General features: G+C 34.0%; 22 protein-coding genes. 11 read left to right on the forward strand and 11 right to left on the reverse strand.

The window, feature by feature from the left end:
- Positions 1-66: 66 nt before the first annotated feature.
- The 3 genes from ABTV69_RS02620 to ABTV69_RS02630 form a co-directional block, all read right to left on the reverse strand.
- Positions 67-2,457 (reverse strand): ribonucleoside-diphosphate reductase subunit alpha, encoded by a 2,391-nt coding sequence (locus ABTV69_RS02620; protein WP_433833988.1) that lies wholly within the window; start codon positions 2,455-2,457, stop codon positions 67-69.
- Between the two features lie 265 nt (positions 2,458-2,722).
- Positions 2,723-3,700 carry a ribonucleotide-diphosphate reductase subunit beta gene (locus ABTV69_RS02625; RefSeq protein WP_433833990.1) on the reverse strand — a complete coding sequence of 326 codons (978 nt, stop codon included), beginning with the start codon at positions 3,698-3,700 and terminating at the stop codon, positions 2,723-2,725.
- A gap of 333 nt (positions 3,701-4,033) precedes the next feature.
- Positions 4,034-4,603 (reverse strand): DUF3109 family protein, encoded by a 570-nt coding sequence (locus tag ABTV69_RS02630; RefSeq protein ID WP_433833992.1) that lies wholly within the window; start codon positions 4,601-4,603, stop codon positions 4,034-4,036.
- A gap of 346 nt (positions 4,604-4,949) precedes the next feature.
- Between ABTV69_RS02630 and ABTV69_RS02635 the strand changes: the two genes are divergently transcribed.
- From ABTV69_RS02635 to ABTV69_RS02645, 3 genes are all read left to right on the forward strand, one after another.
- Positions 4,950-5,528: a MarC family protein gene (locus ABTV69_RS02635; protein WP_091494800.1), complete on the forward strand. Its 579-nt coding sequence runs from the start codon at positions 4,950-4,952 to the stop codon at positions 5,526-5,528.
- A gap of 107 nt (positions 5,529-5,635) precedes the next feature.
- Positions 5,636-5,839, forward strand: a complete 204-nt coding sequence (locus ABTV69_RS02640; protein ID WP_095928256.1) for a hypothetical protein — start codon at positions 5,636-5,638, stop codon at positions 5,837-5,839.
- A gap of 1 nt (position 5,840) precedes the next feature.
- Positions 5,841-6,446, forward strand: a complete 606-nt coding sequence (locus ABTV69_RS02645) for an FAD-dependent oxidoreductase (RefSeq protein WP_433836658.1) — start codon at positions 5,841-5,843, stop codon at positions 6,444-6,446.
- Positions 6,447-6,559: 113 nt separating this feature from the next.
- Here ABTV69_RS02645 and ABTV69_RS02650 read toward each other — a convergent pair whose 3' ends face one another.
- The 5 genes from ABTV69_RS02650 to ABTV69_RS02670 form a co-directional block, all read right to left on the reverse strand.
- Positions 6,560-6,877, reverse strand: a complete 318-nt coding sequence (locus tag ABTV69_RS02650; RefSeq protein WP_433833994.1) for a hypothetical protein — start codon at positions 6,875-6,877, stop codon at positions 6,560-6,562.
- Positions 6,878-6,970: 93 nt separating this feature from the next.
- The gene (locus ABTV69_RS02655; RefSeq protein ID WP_433833996.1) at positions 6,971-7,336 is read right to left on the reverse strand and encodes a nuclear transport factor 2 family protein; all 366 of its coding nucleotides are present in this window, start codon (positions 7,334-7,336) and stop codon (positions 6,971-6,973) included.
- A 16-nt stretch (positions 7,337-7,352) separates the two neighbouring features.
- On the reverse strand, positions 7,353-8,930 hold the full coding sequence (locus tag ABTV69_RS02660) for a S41 family peptidase (RefSeq protein ID WP_433833998.1): 1,578 nt from the start codon (positions 8,928-8,930) through the stop codon (positions 7,353-7,355).
- Positions 8,930-9,361: a deoxycytidylate deaminase gene (locus ABTV69_RS02665; RefSeq protein WP_089054282.1), complete on the reverse strand. Its 432-nt coding sequence runs from the start codon at positions 9,359-9,361 to the stop codon at positions 8,930-8,932. Before ABTV69_RS02665 ends, ABTV69_RS02660 begins: the two co-directional genes overlap by 1 nt.
- A 6-nt stretch (positions 9,362-9,367) precedes the next feature.
- Positions 9,368-9,961, reverse strand: coding sequence for a HupE/UreJ family protein (locus ABTV69_RS02670; protein WP_201999638.1), 594 nt, complete (start codon positions 9,959-9,961; stop codon positions 9,368-9,370).
- 168 nt (positions 9,962-10,129) lie between these two features.
- Here ABTV69_RS02670 and ABTV69_RS02675 point away from each other — a divergent pair, with 168 nt between their 5' ends.
- Complete coding sequence (locus tag ABTV69_RS02675) at positions 10,130-10,561, forward strand: TerB family tellurite resistance protein (protein WP_433834001.1); 432 nt, start codon at positions 10,130-10,132, stop codon at positions 10,559-10,561.
- A 340-nt stretch (positions 10,562-10,901) separates the two neighbouring features.
- Here the strand turns inward: ABTV69_RS02675 and fbp are convergent, their stop codons facing one another.
- Positions 10,902-11,909, reverse strand: a complete 1,008-nt coding sequence (gene fbp, locus ABTV69_RS02680; RefSeq protein WP_433834003.1) for a class 1 fructose-bisphosphatase — start codon at positions 11,907-11,909, stop codon at positions 10,902-10,904.
- A 170-nt stretch (positions 11,910-12,079) separates the two neighbouring features.
- Between fbp and ABTV69_RS02685 the strand changes: the two genes are divergently transcribed.
- The 4 genes from ABTV69_RS02685 to ABTV69_RS02700 all read left to right on the forward strand — a co-directional run bounded on the left by ABTV69_RS02685 (position 12,080) and on the right by ABTV69_RS02700 (position 14,598).
- Positions 12,080-12,568 (forward strand): N-acetyltransferase family protein, encoded by a 489-nt coding sequence (locus tag ABTV69_RS02685; protein ID WP_433834005.1) that lies wholly within the window; start codon positions 12,080-12,082, stop codon positions 12,566-12,568.
- A gap of 125 nt (positions 12,569-12,693) precedes the next feature.
- Positions 12,694-13,953 (forward strand): aspartate kinase, encoded by a 1,260-nt coding sequence (locus ABTV69_RS02690; protein WP_433834007.1) that lies wholly within the window; start codon positions 12,694-12,696, stop codon positions 13,951-13,953.
- Between the two features lie 204 nt (positions 13,954-14,157).
- Entirely contained in the window at positions 14,158-14,349 is a 192-nt protein-coding gene (locus ABTV69_RS02695; RefSeq protein ID WP_433834009.1) for a hypothetical protein, read from the forward strand.
- A 24-nt stretch (positions 14,350-14,373) separates the two neighbouring features.
- The gene (locus tag ABTV69_RS02700; protein WP_433834011.1) at positions 14,374-14,598 is read left to right on the forward strand and encodes a DUF5808 domain-containing protein; all 225 of its coding nucleotides are present in this window, start codon (positions 14,374-14,376) and stop codon (positions 14,596-14,598) included.
- Position 14,599: 1 nt separating this feature from the next.
- Here the strand turns inward: ABTV69_RS02700 and ABTV69_RS02705 are convergent, their stop codons facing one another.
- Entirely contained in the window at positions 14,600-14,923 is a 324-nt protein-coding gene (locus tag ABTV69_RS02705; protein WP_433834013.1) for a hypothetical protein, read from the reverse strand.
- Between the two features lie 200 nt (positions 14,924-15,123).
- A complete protein-coding gene (locus ABTV69_RS02710) occupies positions 15,124-16,182 on the reverse strand; it encodes a helix-turn-helix domain-containing protein (protein WP_433834015.1) in 1,059 nt (352 codons plus the stop codon).
- Positions 16,183-16,277: 95 nt separating this feature from the next.
- Here ABTV69_RS02710 and ABTV69_RS02715 point away from each other — a divergent pair, with 95 nt between their 5' ends.
- The 3 genes from ABTV69_RS02715 to ABTV69_RS02725 all read left to right on the forward strand — a co-directional run bounded on the left by ABTV69_RS02715 (position 16,278) and on the right by ABTV69_RS02725 (position 20,657).
- Positions 16,278-16,505, forward strand: coding sequence for a DUF5808 domain-containing protein (locus ABTV69_RS02715; RefSeq protein WP_433834017.1), 228 nt, complete (start codon positions 16,278-16,280; stop codon positions 16,503-16,505).
- Positions 16,506-16,604: 99 nt separating this feature from the next.
- Complete coding sequence (locus tag ABTV69_RS02720) at positions 16,605-20,039, forward strand: hypothetical protein (RefSeq protein ID WP_433834019.1); 3,435 nt, start codon at positions 16,605-16,607, stop codon at positions 20,037-20,039.
- Between the two features lie 63 nt (positions 20,040-20,102).
- Positions 20,103-20,657, forward strand: a complete 555-nt coding sequence (locus ABTV69_RS02725) for a hypothetical protein (protein ID WP_433834021.1) — start codon at positions 20,103-20,105, stop codon at positions 20,655-20,657.
- Positions 20,658-20,857 lie beyond the last annotated feature (200 nt).

Genomic DNA, 20,857 nt, shown 5'->3' on the forward strand with positions numbered 1-20,857 from the left:
AACTGCTTCTTATATAACTTCGAATAAATCTTGCTCCTTTATTCTTTTTTCTTTCTTCTAAAAAAATTAAGACCCACACATTTCACAATCCTCAGGACCTGCTGCTTGCGCTTTCAATAACATTGCTTTGTAGTCTTCAACGCTGATTGCTTCACTTTCTTGAACTAAAGTTGGAGTTTCCTCTTTTTTGTCGTTGTTTAATGTGAATTTAATCGCATCTACAGCCGCTTTTGTTCTTAAGTAATACATTCCCGTTTTTAAACCAGATTGCCAAGCGTAGAAGTGCATTGATGTCAGTTTAGAATAGTTTGCATCCTGCATGAACAAGTTCAACGATTGAGATTGGTCAATAAAGTAACCTCTTTGGCGAGACATATCGATAATATCTTTCATCGACATTTCCCAAACAGTTTTATAAAGATCTTTTAAATCTTGCGGAATAATGTCAATGTTTTGAACAGATCCATTATGACGCATAATTTCTTGTTTCAATGACTCGTTCCATAAACCTAATTTCACTAAGTCTTCTAGTAAATGTTTGTTTACTACGATAAACTCTCCAGACAATACACGACGTGTGTAAATGTTTGAAGTATACGGTTCGAAAGCTTCGTTGTTTCCAAGAATTTGAGAAGTTGAAGCAGTTGGCATCGGTGCCACTAATAACGAGTTACGAACTCCATGCTCCATCACTTCTTTTCTTAAAGAAGCCCAGTCCCAGCGGCCTGATAATTCCTCATCTTTCATTCCCCACATATTGTGTTGGAATTCTCCTTGTGACATTGGAGAACCTTCAAAAGTTGAATATGGACCTTCTTCTTTTGCCATTTCCATAGAAGCGGTAACAGCAGCGAAGTATAATGTTTCGAAAATTTCTTGATTCAGTTTTTTAGCCTCATCACTTGTAAAAGGCATACGAAGCATGATAAAAGCATCTGCCAAACCTTGCACTCCTAATCCAACTGGACGGTGACGCATGTTTGAGTTTTCAGCTTCTTTTACCGGATAGTAGTTTCTATCGATTACTTTGTTCAAGTTACGAGTTACACGTTTTGTAACATTGTAAAGCGCTTGGTGATCGAATTGTCCGTTTTCGATGAACATCGGTAATGAGATTGAAGCTAAGTTACAAACTGCAATTTCGTCTTTAGAAGTAAACTCCATAATCTCTGTACACAAGTTAGAAGAACGGATAGTTCCTAAATTCTTGTGGTTCGATTTACGGTTTGCTGCATCTTTGTACAACATATATGGCGTTCCAGTCTCGATTTGAGATTCTAGGATTTTCTCCCATAACTCACGAGCACGGATTGTTTTTCTTCCTTTATTTTGGAATTCGTAATCAGTATATAATTTTTCGAATTCATCTCCATAAACATCATACAACCCTGGACACTCGTTTGGACACATTAAAGTCCATGTTGAATCTTCTTGAACACGTTTCATGAATAAATCTGAAGTCCACATGGCGAAGAATAAATCTCTCGCACGCATTTCTTCTTTTCCTGTATTTTTCTTCAAATCCAAGAAATCAAAAATATCAGCATGCCAAGTTTCGATGTAAATTGCAAAACTACCTTTACGTTTTCCACCACCTTGATCTACGTAACGTGCTGTATCGTTGAAAACTCTCAACATCGGAACGATTCCGTTTGAAGTTCCGTTTGTACCGCGAATATAAGATCCTGTCGCACGAACGTTATGGATAGAAAGTCCAATTCCTCCTGCTGATTGCGAGATTTTTGCTGTTTGTTTTAATGTATCATAGATACCATCAATACTATCATCTTGCATTGCCAAAAGGAAACAAGAAGACATTTGAGGCTTTGGAGTTCCTGCGTTGAACAACGTTGGCGTTGCATGTGTAAAGAACTTTTTAGACATTAAATCGTAAGTCTCGATAACCGATTTTAAATCGTCCAAATGAATACCAACAGAAACACGCATTAACATGTGCTGCGGACGTTCAACGATTTTTCCGTTTATTTTAAGAAGATAAGAACGCTCTAAGGTTTTGAAACCAAAGTAATCGTAATTAAAATCTCTTGTATAAATAATATGAGAATCTAAAAAAGCAGCATTTTCTTGAATTACTTTGTACACATCGTCAGCAATTAACGGCGCATCTTGTCCGTTTCTTGGATTAACGTAGTGGTACATATCTTTCATCGTTTCAGAGAAAGATTTTTTGGTATTTGAATGTAGATTTGAAATAGCTATACGAGCTGCTAATTGAGCATAATCTGGATGCGCAATTGTCATAGAAGCTGCCGTTTCTGCCGCAAGATTATCCAACTCAGAAGTCGAAACCCCATCATACAATCCTTCGATAACTCTCATGGCTACCTTAACTGGATCTACAAGCTCGTTTAAGCCGTAACACAATTTTTTGATTCTTTCTGTAATCTTATCAAACATTACGGGCTCTCTGTGGCCATCTCTTTTTACTACATACATAAGCTTACCTTTTATAGTTATTGAAAAAATGAAAGTAACTAGAGAACGAACTCTAGCACTTAAACATTGCGTGTTTTTAAATTAATTTTAGAGAATTACCAAATTCTCAATAGTTACTCGTTTCAAATTCGAAAATCGAATTTAAATGCGTCAAAAATTGCTATTGAATCTGCGACTTGGGGAAAGAGATTCAACCTTTAAAATATTCCTGTAATCTTTTTTTAGCGTCTCTTGAAGAAATAGACGCTAAAAGTATTTTTGTTGTCTAAAAATCTGCATCAAATGAAATTTTCTGAGCATCGCTGTCATTGTTCATCACACCTGACTTTTGATACTCTGCAACACGTTTTTCAAAGAAATTAGTTTTTCCTTGAAGAGAGATCATGTCCATGAAATCAAACGGATTCGCTGATCCATACACACGCTCGCAACCTAATTCTACCAATAATCTGTCAGCAACAAATTCTAAATATTGCGTCATTAAAGTAGCATTCATTCCGATTAAACTTACCGGAAGAGATTCTGTAACAAATTGTCTTTCGATATCTAAAGCATCAACAATGATTTCTTTAATTCTATCTTTTGGAACTTTGTTTACCAAATGGTGATTGTGCAAGTGAACCGCAAAATCACAATGTACGCCTTCGTCACGAGAAATCAACTCATTAGAAAAAGTTAAACCTGGCATAAGTCCACGTTTTTTCAACCAATAAATTGAACAGAAAGCTCCTGAGAAAAAGATTCCTTCAACTGCAGCAAAAGCAATAAGCCTTTCAGCAAACGAATCTGACTCGATCCATTTTAAAGCCCATTCTCCTTTTTTAGCAATTGCAGGGAATACTTCCAAAGCATTAAACAATTCTGTTTTTTCAGCTTCGTCTTTTACATAAGTATCAATTAATAAAGAATAAGTCTCACTATGGATATTCTCCATCATGATTTGAAATCCATAGAAAAATTTCGCTTCAGCGTATTGCACTTCATTTACAAAATTCTCAGCAAGGTTTTCATTTACGATTCCATCAGAAGCCGCAAAGAATGCTAAAATGTGTTTAATGAAATATCTTTCGTCGTCATTCAATTTATTATTCCAGTCTGTCAAATCTTGGTGTAAATCGATTTCTTCTGCAGTCCAAAAACTAGCTTCCATCTTTTTATACCATTCCCAAATATCATGATGTTTAATCGGAAAAATAACGAAGCGATTTTTGTTTTCTTGTAATATTGGTTCGATTTGTGACATGACAGATTCTGTTAATTTTTTTATTGAATTTTTACTTATTCAGTAGACTACAAAGATTGTCAATTCACGTCAAAAATAAAAGCCAAACTTATTCACAATCGGACGTAGTTTTTAACAACGGCTAAATTTTGAAGAATTTTTCAGACAATAATTAATTTACTGCAAATGAGCATCTTAAAAGCAATCTTGCACTCTGAAAGCCTGTAAAATATAGACTTTTTCGAATAAAAAGCAAGAAATTTTAAATAGTTTTAAAAAGTTTTTTTGAGTCAAAACCATATTTTTTTGAGTCAAAAGATGTGGTCAAAAAGACTATAATTTTTTAATCGTTTTTTAAGAATTTTTATGTTCTTCGGCTACTTTTTCAAGTTCCAAATACCAGTCTTCTCCAAAACGGCGAATTAGCGCTTCTTTTACGAATTTATAAACCGGAACTTCCAATTCTTTACCCAACGAACAAGCATCATCGCAAATATCCCATTTATCATAATTAACAGCTGCAAACTCTGTGAAGTCTTTTACTCGAATTGGATATAAATGACAAGAAACAGGTTTTTTCCAATCTACTATTCCTTGATTGTAAGCTTGCTCGATTCCGCAAAGCGCTGTTTTTCCATCAAAAATTACATAAGCACAATCTTTATTATCAATAAGCGGCGTTTCAAGATCGCCATCGGTTCCTGTAACCCAGGTTCCTTGCGCTTCGATTGCTTCTATTCCTTCTTTTCTTAAAAAAGGTTTTACTTTAGGATAGATCTCTTCTAATATTTTGGTTTCAGCCTCATTCAAAGGCGCCCCCGCATCTCCATCAACGCAACAAGCTCCTTTACAAGCAGACAAGTTGCACACAAATTCTTTTTCCAGGATATCTTCTGAAATAATAGTTTTACCTAACTGAAACATGATATTATTTTTAAAATGCAAAGATAGTCAAAGAAAAGAGATATTATTTGGTAAAATTTAACCGCAATGCACGCAAGGATTTACGCAAAGACTCGCAAAGAGTATTTTACGCGATTTCATAATCATTAAAACTTTGCTCCCGATAGCTATCGGGATTGCGAAACAACTTTGCGTGCATTGCGGTTAAACCTATTAGAAATGCAAAAGAAAACAACAATTGTTACAAATATCACTTTTTTAACCAATAAAACGTGTTTTTATAACAAAAATACACTGTCACGAAAAAACACCTAACTTTATTAACTACTTTTGCAGCAGTTTTTTAAACCTAAAAATTCAAAGCAATATGTTAGAGATCGATTTTAAAGAAATCATTACCGTTAGTATGGTGCTTTTTGCCGTAATTGATATTGTGGGATCCATTCCGATTATTGTGAATTTAAGAGCAAAAGTTGGACACATCGAATCTGAAAAAGCTTCGATTGTTGCTGGAGCTATTATGATTGTTTTTCTTTTTGTTGGAGAAGGTTTACTAAACTTGATCGGTATTGATGTTCACTCGTTTGCCGTTGCAGGATCTTTTGTTTTATTCTTTTTGGCGCTGGAAATGATTTTAGGAATCAGAATTTACCGTGACGAAGAACCGGGCTCTGCATCAATTGTACCTTTAGCATTTCCTCTTATTGCTGGAGCAGGAACAATGACCACATTATTATCGCTTCGATCTCAATTTCACACTATCAATATTATTATTGCAATTTTGCTAAATATTATCTTGGTTTATATCGTTTTAAAGTCTTCAAAAAAAATCGAAAATTTACTAGGAGAAAACGGACTTGGAGTAGTCCGCAAGACATTTGGAGTGATACTTTTAGCAATTGCTGTTAAATTATTCGCTGCTAATGTTAAAGGTTTGTTTGTCTAAAATTTATTTTTATACATTTACCCCGTAAAATTTCTAAAATACAACTTTAAGGCATATTTCCCATAAAGTTCTACTTTATTATTTTAGGCAAAAACAAAAATAACCTTATGAAAATTTTCACTTCAATCTTAGTGCTTTTGGCATTAGCTTTAATCGTTTTTAATATTACGCTATTAGACTTTCAAAACCCTTTTCAAGGAGATAGTATGGTAGCTTTTATTGGAATCGCCGCTTCATTTTGCGCTGTTTTGATTCTTTTGATTTTTAGAATTTCAAAAAGAATTGAAGAAAAAATGAATGACAACAGATAATATGTTTGATGTTTTAATTATTGGCGGAGGAGTATCTGGAATGTCTTGTGCTCTTGTCTTAGGATCCGCAAAAAACAAAACTTTTGTTACTGACAAAAAAATCGGAATTTTTACTCATCAGAAAAATTCTTCTTTACAAGAGGCAATCTTTTATAACGCTTACGGAATTACACCAGGAAAATTAGGTTCTGAACTTTTAACTGAAAGCATACAGGATTTAGCAACAACTTACCCACACATTACTCAGATTTCAAATGAAAAAGTAATTAAAATTGAGGGCAGTTACCCTGAATTTACTGTTGTAACGAATAAAAATTCATACCAAACAAAAAATATTGTAGTCGGAATTGGCTCTGCCAATACTTTCGACATCGAAGGTTTAATGCAATTTGTTGAACCTCACAAAAAAGCACTTCCAGAAAAACAGCGAATTCAGCTTAAAAACGAAGATCATAAAGTTGCTGACGGCATTTATGTTATCGGAACTTTGGCTGGATGGAGAAGTCAATTGGCAATTGCTGCCGGAAGTGGCGCTGCTGTAGCAACAGATATTCTTACTTTATGGAATAACGGCACGCAAACCCACTCTCACGATAGTATTCGATAAAATCTTATAAAATTATTAAACCATATAAGTAATATAAGTTTATATATGCTTTGCGCATACATTAAATGAACTTACATCACTTATATGGTTTATTTTTTCCAGGAGTTTTGTTTCTACTTAACCGAAACGATTTCTGTTACTTTAATATGGTTTTCGTCCTCCGTTTTCCATTTTTCCCCTTTTACAGCGACCACATCTCCAATTTTTAATTGTTTGTAGTTCTGAGGCCCACCAACGTTTACGATACTAATTGTCGCAAAATAGACTTCTTTCGCATCTGTAGTGATTTTTGCAGTGTAACCGTCTTTTCCTGCTTCAATAGCATCTACTTTTCCAGAAACAACTGCATTAGTATCATTTTTCATTGTTTTACATGAGATTACAAAAGCCATTAGAAGTACTAGCAAGCTTATTCTTTTTAAATTTTTCATATTGATTTGATTTGAAGCACAAATTAAGCTCGCTTTTACAGTCAGATTACTTAATTCTGTTTTAAGTTAATATTATTTTTCCATCTTCAAACTTTATGCCAGCTGAACACAACTTCCTGCAATCACTTTTAAATTTTTACCTGCTTTTTTCCAAACACGTATATATTTGAAAACCCCATTGATCGGATGATCATCGTAAGATCCTTTTAAGGCCACTGTAACGGCAACCACAGCCGAATCTTCAATTATATTAACAATTTGATCGGATGCTTCCAATGAATCGATTTTTAATTTACCAGAACGATACGATTGCAAATCGAATTCTTTGGTTATCGTTTGTCCGTCCGGCATATTAAACAATAAATCATCATGAAGAATTGTATCCAAAGCCAAAACATCCGATTTTTTAATGGCAGTTAGAAGTTCGATTTCTGCATTAACAACGGTTTCTATTTTCATGATATAAAGATTGAAGTTATTTCTTCGGAGTCAGAATTGTTTTTATCATGGCATCTTCTTTTAAGATTACATCATAATAATACAATTCTCCGTACAGCTGTCGGGCAAATTCAGCCGTGATATGACGATTTACAAGCGCTTTGGTTTTATCCAACTTCAAATCTAAACCCGTCATCAAAATATAATTCTTGAATTTCTTGAAATACACATCTGAAGTTTTCATTTTGCTTAAAAATGCAGCAAAACTATCTCCTGCAAAAGCATTTCTATTTTTGTCTAATTCTTCAAAAACAAAATGTCCAACAATTCCCGTTTGCAGCAAATACGCGACATTTTCATTTCCGTGCTCTGCTTCCATCGGAACAAAAACATCAGGAACGATTCCACCGCCGCCGTAAACAATTTTACCTTTTGGCGTTTTAAATTTTAAAGAATCAGCTACTTTGATGCTGTCTTTTGCGTATAATTCTCCAGTTGCGATTCTAGATTCTGATTCTCTAAAATATTCTTCGTTTCCTTTTTTATATGGTTTCTGAATTGATCTTCCTGTCGGAGTATAATAACGCGCTACGGTCAATCTTACAGCAGATCCGTCATTAAAATCCATTTCTCTTTGAACCAGACCTTTTCCAAAAGAACGACGACCAACAATAGTTCCGCGGTCGTTATCTTGAATAGCTCCTGCTAAAATTTCGCTCGCAGAAGCACTGTTTTCATTAATCAAAACATACACTTTTCCTGCCTCAAAACTTCCCGCTTTTGTCGCATACGTTTTTTCGGTAGAACCGTTTTTGCTTTTCGTGAAAACGATTAATTGTTTGTCTTTCAAAAATTCGTCAGCAATAGCAATCGCTTCTTCCATATAACCGCCGCCATTATCGCGAAGGTCAATTACAAGCGACTGAATTCCTTTTTGTTTCAATCTCGTTAAACCTGTCTTGAATTCGTTGAAAGTAGTTTCTGCAAAACGGTTTATTTTAATATATCCAACGTTATTTCCAACCAACAAAGAAGCATCAACGCTTTTAATTGGAATAACATCTCTTTTTACTTTAAACTTTAATTTCTTTTGTTCTGATTTTCTAAAAACAGTCAATTCTATTTCTGAACCTTGAAGTCCTTTTAGTTTAGAAAACAAACTATCGGAAGGCAATTTTCGCCCATACAATTTGGTTTTTCCTGCGAATAAAATTCGATCACCCGATTTTATTCCAGCTTTTGCTGAAGGTCCGTTTTCAACTGGTTTTATAATCGCAACCGAATCTTTATACATATAAAAATTGATTCCGATTCCGACGAAATCGCCTTTCATGCTTTCGGCAACCTCAGCTTGTTCGTTAGGCGGAATATAAACAGAATGCGGATCTAGTTTAGAAAGAATATTATCGACTGTAAGATTGACAATCGAATCGGTATTGACGCTATCAACATATTCAGTATTGATAAAGTCAATGAGTTTGTTAAGTTTGGTTTTCGAGTAATTTTTGGCCAAAAGCTGGTCACTTGCAGGAGCATTAATAACGCTACCAGCAATTGTTCCAAGAGCAAAAGTTGCTCCTATCACTATTGGCAAATATTTCGAATTGAATTTCATTACTCTTCCAAAACAGGAATATGTTCTACTTCTACGCCTGCTTTTATTAAAAATTGAATTCCAGAATCGTCTCGATATCCGTTATGATAGACGACTCTTTTTATTCCTGATTGATGTATCAATTTACTGCATTCTTTACATGGTGAGAGCGTGATATATAACGTTGCGCCTTCACAAGATTGAGTCGATCTGGCCACTTTTAGAATCGCATTCGCTTCAGCGTGCAAAACATCCCAACGCGTTAATCCGTCTTCGTCTTCGCAGCAATTTTCAAAACCAGATGGTGTTCCGTTGTAGCCATCAGAAATGATCATTCTGTCTTTTACGATAATGGCTCCAACTTGTTTACGTTTACAGTAAGAAAGCAGGCTCCACTCTTTTGCAATTCGCAGATATGCTTTATCGTATTTATTCAGCTTTTTTACTTCCATTTAATTTTATCTGTTCCAAATTGGACTTTCAATAATCATCGGAATTACAACTCCAATAATGAAAGCCGACATTACAAGCGCCCAGTCGCGTTTTGAAAAACGAAAAACGGTCTGCACTATATATGAAATTACCAGAACAACAAAAACTACTACAAGCTGTGCAGCTTCTATCCCTAAGGCAAACTCTCCCAAAGGTAACAATTTTGAGGTTGCAGAACCTCCTAAAATTGTTTTGAAATAATTAGAAAAACCTAGTCCATGAATAATTCCAAAGAATAAAGTTATGAAAAATACTAGATTTACGCCATCATTTTTTGATGTCTTTCCTGCTGTAAATAAATGATACAGAGCAGTTACGAGAATTGTAATTGGAATCAGGAATTCTACCACATCTACTTTTATGGCAATAATGCCATAAACAGAAAGAACCAAAGCCAAAGTATGGCCAATTGTAAAAAGAGAAACCAATAAGAAAATCCTTTTCCAGTCTTTAAATAAATACGGAACAGTTAAGGCGATTAAAAAAAGAACGTGATCGTAAGCATTGATATCTAAAACGTGTTTTAATCCTATTTGAAAATAAATCCAAAATTGTGACATAGGTGTATTGCAATTAAATAATTAGGGGCTGTAAACTTACGATTAATTTTCATACTTAGAGATTCGAGGTACCAAATCCTGCAATAAAAATAAGTTAAAATTTATGAGAATTTTAAAATCGATAATTTAAAAATAAGGCTATATTTGTTTAACAAAAACTTTACAATTATGTCATTTTCAGAATTATTTGATAGCGAATTCAAACAAAGAAACAAAGGACACTTTTCTGCTATTGTTCGTGTAGCATTAGCTGACGGTGTTGTATATCCAGAAGAGAAAGAATTCTTAAACAAATTGGCTTCTCGTTTGGAGATTACAGAGTCTGAGTATGAAGAAATTCTTAGTGATCCTTTAAAATATCCTATTAATCCACCATACTCTTATGTTCAGCGTTTGGAGCGCTTGTACGACCTAACCCGTATGGTACATGTTGACCATCATCTAGAAGACAAACAAGAAGTGCTTCTAAAAAAGATAAGTGTTGCCCTTGGATTTACACCAAGCAACGTAGATTACATTATTGCAAAAGCTTTATCATTAGTTGACAAAAAAGTGGATGCCGATACTTTTATCTACGAAATGCAACATATGCATAAATAGTATTCAGTGGTCAGTTTTTTTAGTGGTCAGTGACCACTGAATCTTAAAAATTGAAACTTACTTTAAAAAATAAACCCGACAGGTTTTTGAAAACCTGTCGGGTTTTATTTTTTTACATTTTACCAGTTTAACCGGACTGAAGTCCGGCCCTACAATATGGATCGAGCTAAAGCTCTTTTTGTTCCGAAGTAACATATCATATTGTAGAGATGGACTTTAGTCCAGCCTAAATAAAGCAAATTTAATTTTACATTAAATAACAAACCCGACAGGTTTTTGAAAACCTGTCGGGTTTAATATTTATAGTCAAAAGTAAACTTGAAACCTGAAACAAAAAATACTAATTAGCTTCAGCCATAAATTCCTCGGCTTTTTCTACCATATTATAGCTTCCGCAGAAGAAAGGCACCCTTTGATGGAGTTCTGTCGGTTGGATTTCCATAATTCTTCCGAAACCGTCTGTTGCTTTTCCTCCTGCTTGTTCTGCTAGAAATGCCATCGGATTACATTCGTACAACAAACGTAATTTTCCTTTTGGCGCTTTTGAACTTGTCGGATAAATATAGACACCGCCTTTAATCATATTTCGATGAAAATCGGCTACTAAACTTCCGATGTATCTCGAAGTGTAAGGCCTATCTTCTTCTTCGCGCTGGCAATATTTGATGTAATTTTTTACGCCCTGCGGAAAATGAACATAATTCCCCTCGTTTACCGAGTAAATGTTTCCGTCTTTTGGAAACCTCATGTTTGGGTGCGAAAGGTAAAATGTACCAATCGCAGGATTTAGTGTAAAACCATTCACCCCATATCCAGTTGTGTAAACAAGCATAGTTGAAGTTCCATAAATTACATAGCCTGCTGCAACTTGATTGATTCCCGGTTGTAAAAAATCCTCGCTAGTTACCGGAGTTCCTATTGGCGTAATTCTTCTGAAAACAGAAAAAATAGTTCCTACAGAAACATTAACATCAATGTTTGAAGATCCGTCAAGCGGATCCATTAAGATCACGTACTTATTATTATGACAGTTGTCGCTCCCCTGAACTGTTATAAAATCGTCGTTTTCTTCAGAAGCAATACCACAGACAATCTCACGGTTTATTAACGTCTGGATAAATACTTCGTTTGCATAGACATCTAATTTTTGCTGGTCTTCTCCTTGAACATTCTGCTCGCCAGCGGCGCCAATAATGTCTACTAAACCTGCTTGATTAACTTTATGATTGACAACCTTTGCTGCCAAACGAATCGAGTTAATGATTCGGGAAAGTTCTCCCGACGAATACTGAAATGCTTTTTGGTGCTCAATAATAAACTCTCCCAGTGTTTTATTGCGTTCTTCCATTGCTAAATCGTTATAGTTTTATTTTTAAGTCACAAATATCGTGTATTTTGTGAGAATGAATTAAAAATTATTTTGTTAGTTTGTTACTATTGTATATTTGCTAATTATCTGCAAAAAGTGACTTATAAAATGAAGCTTTTTTAGATATTGAATAGTTAAAATAGGAATATATGAATATTAGAAAAGGAAATCCTGAAGATATGAAATCGGTGTTAGAGCTTATTCAGGAGCTGGCTATATTCGAAAAAGAGCCTGATGCGGTTGTTATAACTGAGGAAGATTTAGTGCGTGACGGTTTTGGAAAAAATCCATTATTTCACGTTTTTGTCGCAGAGATTGAAAACGAGGAAAAACAAAAAGAAATTGTTGGAATTGCGTTGTATTATTATCGCTATTCTACTTGGAAAGGAAAAACCATACATCTTGAAGATTTGATTGTAAAAGAAAAAATGCGTGGCACTGGTTTGGGTTCTGCTCTTTATTCTGAAATCATGAAACAAGGAAAAAGAGACAACGTAAGAAGAGTGGAATGGAATGTTCTGGCATGGAATACACCGGCTGTAAATTTTTACAAGAATTCTGGCGCAAGAATTCTAGATGATTGGCAAGTGGTGCAAATGGATGAAGCAGGCGTTAATGCATTTTTAGAAAAATTATAAAAACATTTAGCCTCAGATTAGCAGGATTTCAATGAAAATCATTTTAATCTCTGGCAGAAAAAAATAAACCAATTAGGATTTCGCCCCAATCTGAAATCTAAAATCAAAAATCTATAAATTAAAAAATGAGAGTATTTAAATTTGGAGGAGCATCGGTAAAAGATGCAGATGGAATTAAAAACGTATACGACGTTTTACAAAAAGTAGGTTACGAAGACGTAATTCTTGTAGTTTCGGCTATGGGAAAAACAACAAATGCTCTTGAAGTTGTAATCAAGAATTACTTTGAAAAATCAACAGAATTGAATTCTTCTGTTCAGGAAATCAAAAAATACCACAATCAAATCTTATTGGATTTGTTTGAAGACGAAAATCATGCGGTTTTTGCTGCTGTAAACGCACAGTTTGCTGAATTAGAATATTTCTTAGCGCATAATAAATCTCCAAATTATAACTTTGTTTACGATCAGGTTGTAAGTTTTGGTGAATTGATTTCGACTAACATCTTAAGCCACTTTATGAATTTTATGGGAATTCAAACGCAATGGCTTGATGTTCGCAATTTCATTAAAACAAATGCAAACTATAGAGATGCAGAAGTAGACTGGGAAACGACTCAACAAAATATCAGCAAAAATGTACCTAGAAAACAATTGAACATTACGCAAGGTTTCTTAGGTGCTGACGAAAACAACTTTACTACAACTTTAGGTCGTGAAGGTTCTGATTATACTGCTGGTATTTTTGCTTATTGCCTAAATGCTGAAAGTGTAACGATCTGGAAAGACGTTCCAGGAGTTATGAATGCTGACCCACGTTATTTTGAAAATGCAAGTTTGTTAAACCAAATTTCATACCGTGAAGCAATCGAATTGGCATTTTACGGTGCAACGGTTATTCACCCAAAAACATTACAGCCTTTACAGAAAAAAGAAATTCCGTTATACGTAAAATCATTCGTGAATCCTTTATTAAAAGGAACTTGCGTGTCTAAAGGTGTTGATTTAGAACCGCAATATCCTTGTTTTATTGTAAAAAGAGAACAGCTTTTAATTTCGCTTTCTTCTATTGATTTCTCTTTCATTATGGAAGAAAATATCAGTGAGATTTTCGGATTATTCCACGAATTTAAAATCAAAGTAAACTTAATTCAAAACTCTGCGATTAGTTTCTCTGTTTGCGTGGAAGATAAATTTGGAAATTTCCCAGAATTGAACGCGATTCTTTCTAAAAAATTCAAAGTAGAATACAGCGAAAATGTAACCTTATATACAATCCGTCACTTTACAGAAGAGGCAGCCGAAACTGTTGAAGCTAACAAGGAAGTTTTATTGAAACAAGTTAGCCGCGAAACGATGCAGATTGTAACTAAAGAATTAAACTAATATTGCTTTATAAAAGGTAATTATCTAATTCAAAAACTATTGAAAAGGCTTCACTTAATCAGTGAAGCCTTTTTTTGTTTAGAAAGAATTCTCTTTAACGAATTTATTTTTTGCTTATATTTACTTTTCAATTTTCTGAAAACAATATTCAGAACATCTTGAATAATAATGAATTACGATTTTCATTTACAATTATAATTTAAAATGACCAAAAAGAATTTTTTACTCGTTTTTATTATCCTTGGCGTATTATACATCGGTATATCTTTAAGTCCGTTGCTTAGGAAAGATTTAAAAGATATTTCGTATTCTGATTTTAGATTGGTAATTGTTCCTTTTTTATCAACCGTTGGAATTCTTATAACTTATACACAACTGAAAAAAGGGAAAAATTAATAACATTACCTTATTCTTAACTCAATGAATAATCAAGAACCTTCCGAACAAGAAAAAAACAATTGGCAAAATGATCCAAAATATTGGATTTGGGGATTGTTTTATTATAATCCCGAAGACAATAGAATGTTCCCACCCAAAAAAATCAAAGAAATGGGATGGACCATAAATTTTGCAAATCTTAATTCGATTTTTCTTTGCATTATTATGATTCTAGTTTTAATGATTTTGTGCGAAAGCATCAAGTAAACTACTTCATCTTACTATTCTCCGATTGCTTAATTTCAGATTTTTTATAAGTAGTAATACTATTAGTTACCGCTTTTTCTTCGGCAACCGTTCCGTTTGTACCACATTTTACTTGTAAAGCCTGGCATTCAACAACTGCTTTTAACTGATTATGATCTTGCTCCTTGGCAATAGAATCTTGACTAGACCAGACTATTTTTCCAATTAACTTATCCTCTTCAACATAGGATTTATCTCGATTATTTTTTACAGATTGTGCCTTTGCTTCGATTGACGAAAAAATCAGGCAATAAATAGAAATGGCAACTACAATACTAAATTTCATAACTTTTAAGATTAACGGTTAGACTTTATTTGAAAACAAAAGTCATCTGATAATCTGTAAATAAGGTTTTAGAAAGTGAAATCAGGAGTACGAATTTATAAATTCATACTTGATAAAGAGACAAAGAGGCAAATGAACAAAGGAACAAAGGGACAAAGTTACAACGTTGCACTTGCAACTTTAATTTATTAAAGTTCTATCTAAATCGATAATTTTTGAATCTGGTAATTTAAAGGCGTTGTTCCCATGTGTTTTTTGAATGCGGCAAAAAAGGTCGATTTAGAATTAAAACCAACATCGTAACCAATAGATTCTAGAGTTAATTTATCGGTAGAAGTAATAATTTTACAAGCTTCGTTGATTCTAAATTCATTTACAAAACTGGTAAAATTCTTTCCTAAATTATTATTCAAAAACTGCGACAGTTGATGGCTCGAAATATTAATTTCTTGAGACAAATCTTGAAGCGTCAAATTCGGATTTTTGTACAAACTTTTTTCAAGCATCGCATTTTCTAGTTTTTCTGACCAAATAATAGCATCTGCCGAATCTATTTTTTTACTCGAAATCTTCCCATTCAATAAAAATAAATCGTCTGTTTTTTTTCGATACAAAAGAATCGAAATTCCTAAGTATAAAATGAATGAAAAAACTACTGCTCCACTTATATAAGTTGCGGCAGGAGCCCCCATAATGGCCAAGAAATAAAACAGAAATAAAAGAAAATTTCCAAAATAAAGCATGGAGAACCACATTTCTGCTGGAGTTGTTTTTTCTTTTCTGCTTAGGATTTTCTTCAAAACATCACGAAGTTCATAACCCGCAAAAGCAATATAAACAAACCATTGAAAATAGATGATTCTTATCAAATAGCCCCTCCAAAATTTTGGATATATTTCATATGGGTACAAAACTCCGATTGTTACAATTAAAGTTCCCCAAAGTACTAAAATAAGTTTCCATGATTTTGGTATTGTCTGAATTTCATCGATTGCTGATTTTACGAAATAATACAAACAAGGTCCGATAAAAAAACAGGCAGTAAGACCAAATTGAAGATACATTTTTGGCAATTCAGGATGGAAATAAACAAATACTGATTTTGCAATTCGGATACTTAATGCAAATAAAAGCGCACCCAGAAAATAATTCGTCAGGTATTTTTTCTTGGTAAAAAAGAAAAAATAAACGCCGAGAATAATTCCGTTGAAAGCTCCCAAAGCACTAAAAAAGAATAAAAGTTCTTTGCTAGTATCCATAATTTAAGTCAGTTATATCCTAAACAAAGCTAAAAAGATTATTCTTAAATGAAAATAAATCAGTTAACTTTATAGTCCGAAATACTTCAGCAGTTATGAAAAATTTACAAGAACCGATTGAAGAAACTAAAAACGAGTGGGAAAACGATCCAGACAATTGGATTTGGGGAATGTTTTACTATAATCCAAAAGATAAAAGATCTTACTTCCCGAAACGAATAAGCGAATTTGGATGGCATGCCAATTATGCAAATCCTATTTTTATTGTAATTATCGCATTTTTCGCATTGATCATTTTACTTTTCATTAAATATGGAAAATAAGATTTTGACTCTTCTTTTCTGATCAATAAAAGTAAAATTTCCAACGCTATAATTCCCAATTATAAATACTACTTTTGGCTTTTGAGAGTTAAAGTATTTATGTTGAAAAAATTACTGTTTTTAACGGTTTTCTTCTGGTTTGCTGCGCTTCAGGCTCAGGAAACCGAATCGCTGTACAAAACCAAAAAAGTAATTGTTTCAAAAGATACTATTCGACTTGAGAGGATGTCTATCAACTCTGGATTTTTTCAAATTCTTACTACCAAAAATGAACCGATCGATTCCACTTTTTACAAGGTCGATTTTCAAAAAGGATATTTGCTTTTTAATGAAAAATATCCATCAGTTTCAGATACCTTAATTGTCAATTATCTTAATTATCCTGATTTTTTAACCAAAGAATACAGCCTTTACAAATCGGATCAGATTGTAAGCGGCGATGTTGGTACTGATAAGCTCTACCGAATAGACAACAGCTCAAACACAAAAAAGGCAACTCCGTTTGACGGTCTTGAAACTTCTGGAAGCATTACTCGAGGCGTTACGGTTGGCAATAACCAGAGTACGGTTTTAAACTCCAATTTAGATTTACAGATTACAGGAAAGCTGTCCGACAAAGTCAGTTTGAGGGCTTCGCTTCAAGATAATAATATTCCGTTGCAAGATGGCGGCTATTCGCAGAAATTGGATCAGTTTGATAATATTTTTATCGAACTTTTCAGTAACGACTGGAACATTCGCGCCGGTGACGTTTTTTTAGAAAACAGGAAAACTCAATTTTTAAGTTTTAATAAAAAGGTTCAAGGACTTTCTGCCAACTTTGATTTCGATACCGAAACAAGCAAAACCAATGTTTTTGCTTCGGTTGCTTTTGTAAAAGGCCAATATGCTAAAAGTACTTTTACGGGGCAGGAAGGAAATCAAGGTCCGTACAAACTGAAAGGTCAAAATGGCGAATTGTACGTTTTGGTAATTTCAGGCTCAGAACGCGTTTACGTAAATGGCAATTTGCTGAAACGTGGAGAAAACAACGATTATGTGATTGATTATAATGCGGGAGAAATTGTTTTTACGTCACTTTTCACGATAACTTCAGAAATGCGTATTAATGTCGAATACCAATATTCGGAACGAAATTACAACCGATTAGTGACATACGCAGGTGCAACGCATGAGAATAAAAACTGGAGTTTTGGCGGTTATTTGTATTCTGAAAATGATATGAAAAATCAGCCGTTGCAACAGAATCTCTCTCCAGAACAAGTTCAGATTTTAAGTCAGGCCGGCGACGATGTTAATTTGATGAAAGCGCCATCTGCTTACGAAGACACTTACTCCGACAATAAAATTTTGTACAAAAAAATAATCGTCAATTCGGTTGAAGCTTACGAATATTCCAACAACTCTGCTGATGTTTTATACAATGTAAGATTCAGTCAAGTTGGTGCAAATGCGGGAAATTATATCATTCAAAATAATAATTCTGTCGAGCGCATTTATCAATATGTTGAACCTATAAATGGTGTTTTGCAAGGAAATTATGAACCAATTGTTCAGTTGGTTGCGCCAATGAAACTTCAGGTGGCGACATTTTTAGGAAAATACAATCCGAACGAGAAGACATTGGTTGACTTTGAATTGGCTGTGAGCAATAATGACCAAAATTTATTTTCTACTATTGATGATTCTAATAATGAAGGAATTGCTTTTAAAACCAATCTCAAAAAACGACTGTTTTCTAAAAGTTGGAGTTTAGACGCTTTCGCGAATTATCAATTTGTACAGCAAAATTTTAAATCGGTAGAACGTTTGTATAATATTGAGTTTAATCGTGATTGGAATTTAACAGGAACACTTTTGGGCAATCAAAGTCTTTTGGTTACAGGTTTAAATTTTGATTTGTTTTCGAAAAATAAAACTTCAAATATTGGTTTGCTAACGTATCAATTCGAAAAATTAGATTTTAGCGAAAGTTATTCTGGCGGGAGACATACTACAAATGCTTTGTTCAAATTGAAAAATTGGACGATCGAAAACAGCGGAAGTTTCCTGAATTCTGATGCTACTGCTTCGACTTCAAAATTCATTAGAAACCAGACTAGAACCAAATATCATTTCGGCAAAAATTGGGTTGGCGGAAGCTTTCAATTAGAAGACAATCAGCAAAAAGATAAAGTGACCGATCAGTTTTCGGCTTTAAGCCAAAGGTTTTCAGAATATGGTGTATTTACTGGACGTGGCGACAGCACCAAAGTTTTTGTTGAAATTGGTTTTCTGCAGAGACGCAATGATAGTTTGCAAAATGGATTATTGCAACATGTAAACAATTCGCAAACCTATTATTTAAGATCGAAATTAATCCAGACCAAAAAAACCGATTTGGCAGTTTATGCAAGTTACAGAAATTTGGATTTTACGGATAGTACGAGACAAAATGAACCTTCGTTAAATTCGAGAGTTTTGTACAATGATCGCTTTTTTAACCAATTCATGCAGATTGGAACAGCTTACGAAACCAGTTCTGGAACTATTGCGCAACAAGAATTTACGTATGTTGAAGTTCCAACGGGACAAGGAGTTTACACTTGGAACGATTACAACGGAAACGGAATTCAGGAATTGGAAGAGTTTGAAGTTGCAGTTTACCAAGATCAGGCTCGATATGTTAGAGTATTTTTACCCAATCAAATTTACATTAAAACCAACCAAAATAAGTTTTCGCAATCTTTAACTTTGAATCCGTTGCAATGGCAAAACGAAAAAGGCTTCAAGAAACTTCTTTCTTATTTCTATAATCAGACTTCTTTTATTATGGATCGAAAGGTAAAAAGCGAGGGAGAAAAGTTGGAACTTAATCCGTTTGATTCATCAGAAGAAAACATTCTAGGTTTGAATTCGAGTTTCAGAAACAGTTTATTTTACAACCGAGGCAAACAAAAACATTCTGTTACCTATTCCTATTTGGTAAACAAAGGCAAAAGTTTGCTTTCCATTGGATCGCAAAACGTGCAGAATTATTCGCATCAAATTCAATACACCCATTTATACCAAAAAAGCTGGCTGTTTAATTTCTTTACCAAAACCATAAAAACCGATTTGGTTTCTAAGGATTTTACAGAAAAAAATTATGACATTCAAGGCTGGCAATTGGCACCAAAAGTGAGTTATTTATTTTCTAAAAACACCAAATTGGATTTCTTTTACGAACTTCAGAACAAGAAAAACCAAATTGGAAATCTTGAAACTTTGGATCAAAATAGAATTGGAACTTCTTTTTCTTATGCTGGCGAAAAGAAGGTGACCGTAAATGGAGAATTTTCTTTTTACCAAAACAAATTTGATGGAAATGAATTTTCGTCAGTAGGCTTTCAGATGTTAGAAGGACTTCAAGCCGGATCCAATTTGGTATGGAAACTGCTTCTGCAAAAAAACATTACCTCTTTTTTAGATGTCAATCTGAATTACCAAGGACGTAAAAGCGAAACAGGATCTACCATCCATACAGGAAGCGTCCAGCTACGTGCATATTTTTAATGGGTTACGAAAAAGATGACAATAAATTACGTAATTTTAATTGAAATTTAAACTTTTAGCCTTATGAAAAAATTAGTATTGTTATGTTTAATGGTTGTTTTCTCTTCTAATTTTTATGCGCAGGAAACAACGACAAAAACTACGAAAAGCACAGCAGAAACTACCGCAAAAAAAGCTAAATCAACTGCAGATAAAGCTTCGGCAGATGCCAAAAAAGAAGCTGCAAAATCCAAAAAAGCAGCAGATGATGCAAAAGCAGCCTCTTCTAAAGCAAAGAAAGAAACTGCTGACGCAGCAAAAAAGACTGCCGACAAAGAAGCTAGCAAAGCTAAAGCTGATGCCAAAAAAGCTACTGTAGCATCTGATAAAGCAAAAAGCACTGCCGACAAAGCGAAAAGCGATGCCAAGAAATCGACCGCAAAAGCTGACGCTGCTAAAAAAGACGCAACAGCTGCCAAAAAATCAGCAACTAAAACTTTAAAAGAAACAAACGAAAAAGCGCCTTCTGTACCAGATAAAGTTACTGGAGAATACAACGGCAAAAAAGTATATACTGGACCAAGAGGCGGTAAATACTATATCAACAAAAATGGTAATAAAACGTATATTCAAGATTAAGGAGCTAAGGTATTGAGATGCTAAGATGTAAGTTACTAAGACTCTGGATTAACAAACTAAGCCGAACTAAATCGTTCGGTTTTTTTATTGTTTAAGCAAAAAATCTTTGCGCTTAGTAACTTAGCACCTCAGAAACTCAGAAACTCAGAAACTTAGCATCTTAGCATCTTAGTAACTTAGAAACTTAAATTTGAGTTAAT

Source organism: Flavobacterium anhuiense (genome assembly GCF_050990855.1).
GTDB classification, from domain to species: Bacteria; Bacteroidota; Bacteroidia; order Flavobacteriales; family Flavobacteriaceae; genus Flavobacterium; species Flavobacterium anhuiense_C.

Excerpts from the sequence above, each read along its gene's own strand:
- fbp (WP_433834003.1), bottom strand. The coding sequence starts at position 11,909 with ATGGAAGAACGCAATAAAACACTGGGAGAGTTTATTATTGAGCACCAA.
- ABTV69_RS02710 (WP_433834015.1), bottom strand. The coding sequence starts at position 16,182 with ATGGATACTAGCAAAGAACTTTTATTCTTTTTTAGTGCTTTGGGAGCT.
- ABTV69_RS02620 (WP_433833988.1), bottom strand. The coding sequence starts at position 2,457 with ATGTATGTAGTAAAAAGAGATGGCCACAGAGAGCCCGTAATGTTTGAT.
- ABTV69_RS02640 (WP_095928256.1), top strand. The coding sequence starts at position 5,636 with ATGAAAATTTTCACTTCAATCTTAGTGCTTTTGGCATTAGCTTTAATC.
- ABTV69_RS02665 (WP_089054282.1), bottom strand. The coding sequence starts at position 9,361 with ATGGAAGTAAAAAAGCTGAATAAATACGATAAAGCATATCTGCGAATT.
- ABTV69_RS02720 (WP_433834019.1), top strand. The coding sequence starts at position 16,605 with ATGTTGAAAAAATTACTGTTTTTAACGGTTTTCTTCTGGTTTGCTGCG.
- ABTV69_RS02660 (WP_433833998.1), bottom strand. The coding sequence starts at position 8,930 with ATGAAATTCAATTCGAAATATTTGCCAATAGTGATAGGAGCAACTTTT.
- ABTV69_RS02650 (WP_433833994.1), bottom strand. The coding sequence starts at position 6,877 with ATGAAAAATTTAAAAAGAATAAGCTTGCTAGTACTTCTAATGGCTTTT.
- ABTV69_RS02705 (WP_433834013.1), bottom strand. The coding sequence starts at position 14,923 with ATGAAATTTAGTATTGTAGTTGCCATTTCTATTTATTGCCTGATTTTT.
- ABTV69_RS02715 (WP_433834017.1), top strand. The coding sequence starts at position 16,278 with ATGAAAAATTTACAAGAACCGATTGAAGAAACTAAAAACGAGTGGGAA.
- ABTV69_RS02645 (WP_433836658.1), top strand. The coding sequence starts at position 5,841 with ATGTTTGATGTTTTAATTATTGGCGGAGGAGTATCTGGAATGTCTTGT.
- ABTV69_RS02625 (WP_433833990.1), bottom strand. The coding sequence starts at position 3,700 with ATGTCACAAATCGAACCAATATTACAAGAAAACAAAAATCGCTTCGTT.
- ABTV69_RS02725 (WP_433834021.1), top strand. The coding sequence starts at position 20,103 with ATGAAAAAATTAGTATTGTTATGTTTAATGGTTGTTTTCTCTTCTAAT.
- ABTV69_RS02635 (WP_091494800.1), top strand. The coding sequence starts at position 4,950 with ATGTTAGAGATCGATTTTAAAGAAATCATTACCGTTAGTATGGTGCTT.
- ABTV69_RS02655 (WP_433833996.1), bottom strand. The coding sequence starts at position 7,336 with ATGAAAATAGAAACCGTTGTTAATGCAGAAATCGAACTTCTAACTGCC.
- ABTV69_RS02690 (WP_433834007.1), top strand. The coding sequence starts at position 12,694 with ATGAGAGTATTTAAATTTGGAGGAGCATCGGTAAAAGATGCAGATGGA.
- ABTV69_RS02675 (WP_433834001.1), top strand. The coding sequence starts at position 10,130 with ATGTCATTTTCAGAATTATTTGATAGCGAATTCAAACAAAGAAACAAA.
- ABTV69_RS02700 (WP_433834011.1), top strand. The coding sequence starts at position 14,374 with ATGAATAATCAAGAACCTTCCGAACAAGAAAAAAACAATTGGCAAAAT.
- ABTV69_RS02685 (WP_433834005.1), top strand. The coding sequence starts at position 12,080 with ATGAATATTAGAAAAGGAAATCCTGAAGATATGAAATCGGTGTTAGAG.
- ABTV69_RS02670 (WP_201999638.1), bottom strand. The coding sequence starts at position 9,961 with ATGTCACAATTTTGGATTTATTTTCAAATAGGATTAAAACACGTTTTA.
- ABTV69_RS02630 (WP_433833992.1), bottom strand. The coding sequence starts at position 4,603 with ATGTTTCAGTTAGGTAAAACTATTATTTCAGAAGATATCCTGGAAAAA.
- ABTV69_RS02695 (WP_433834009.1), top strand. The coding sequence starts at position 14,158 with ATGACCAAAAAGAATTTTTTACTCGTTTTTATTATCCTTGGCGTATTA.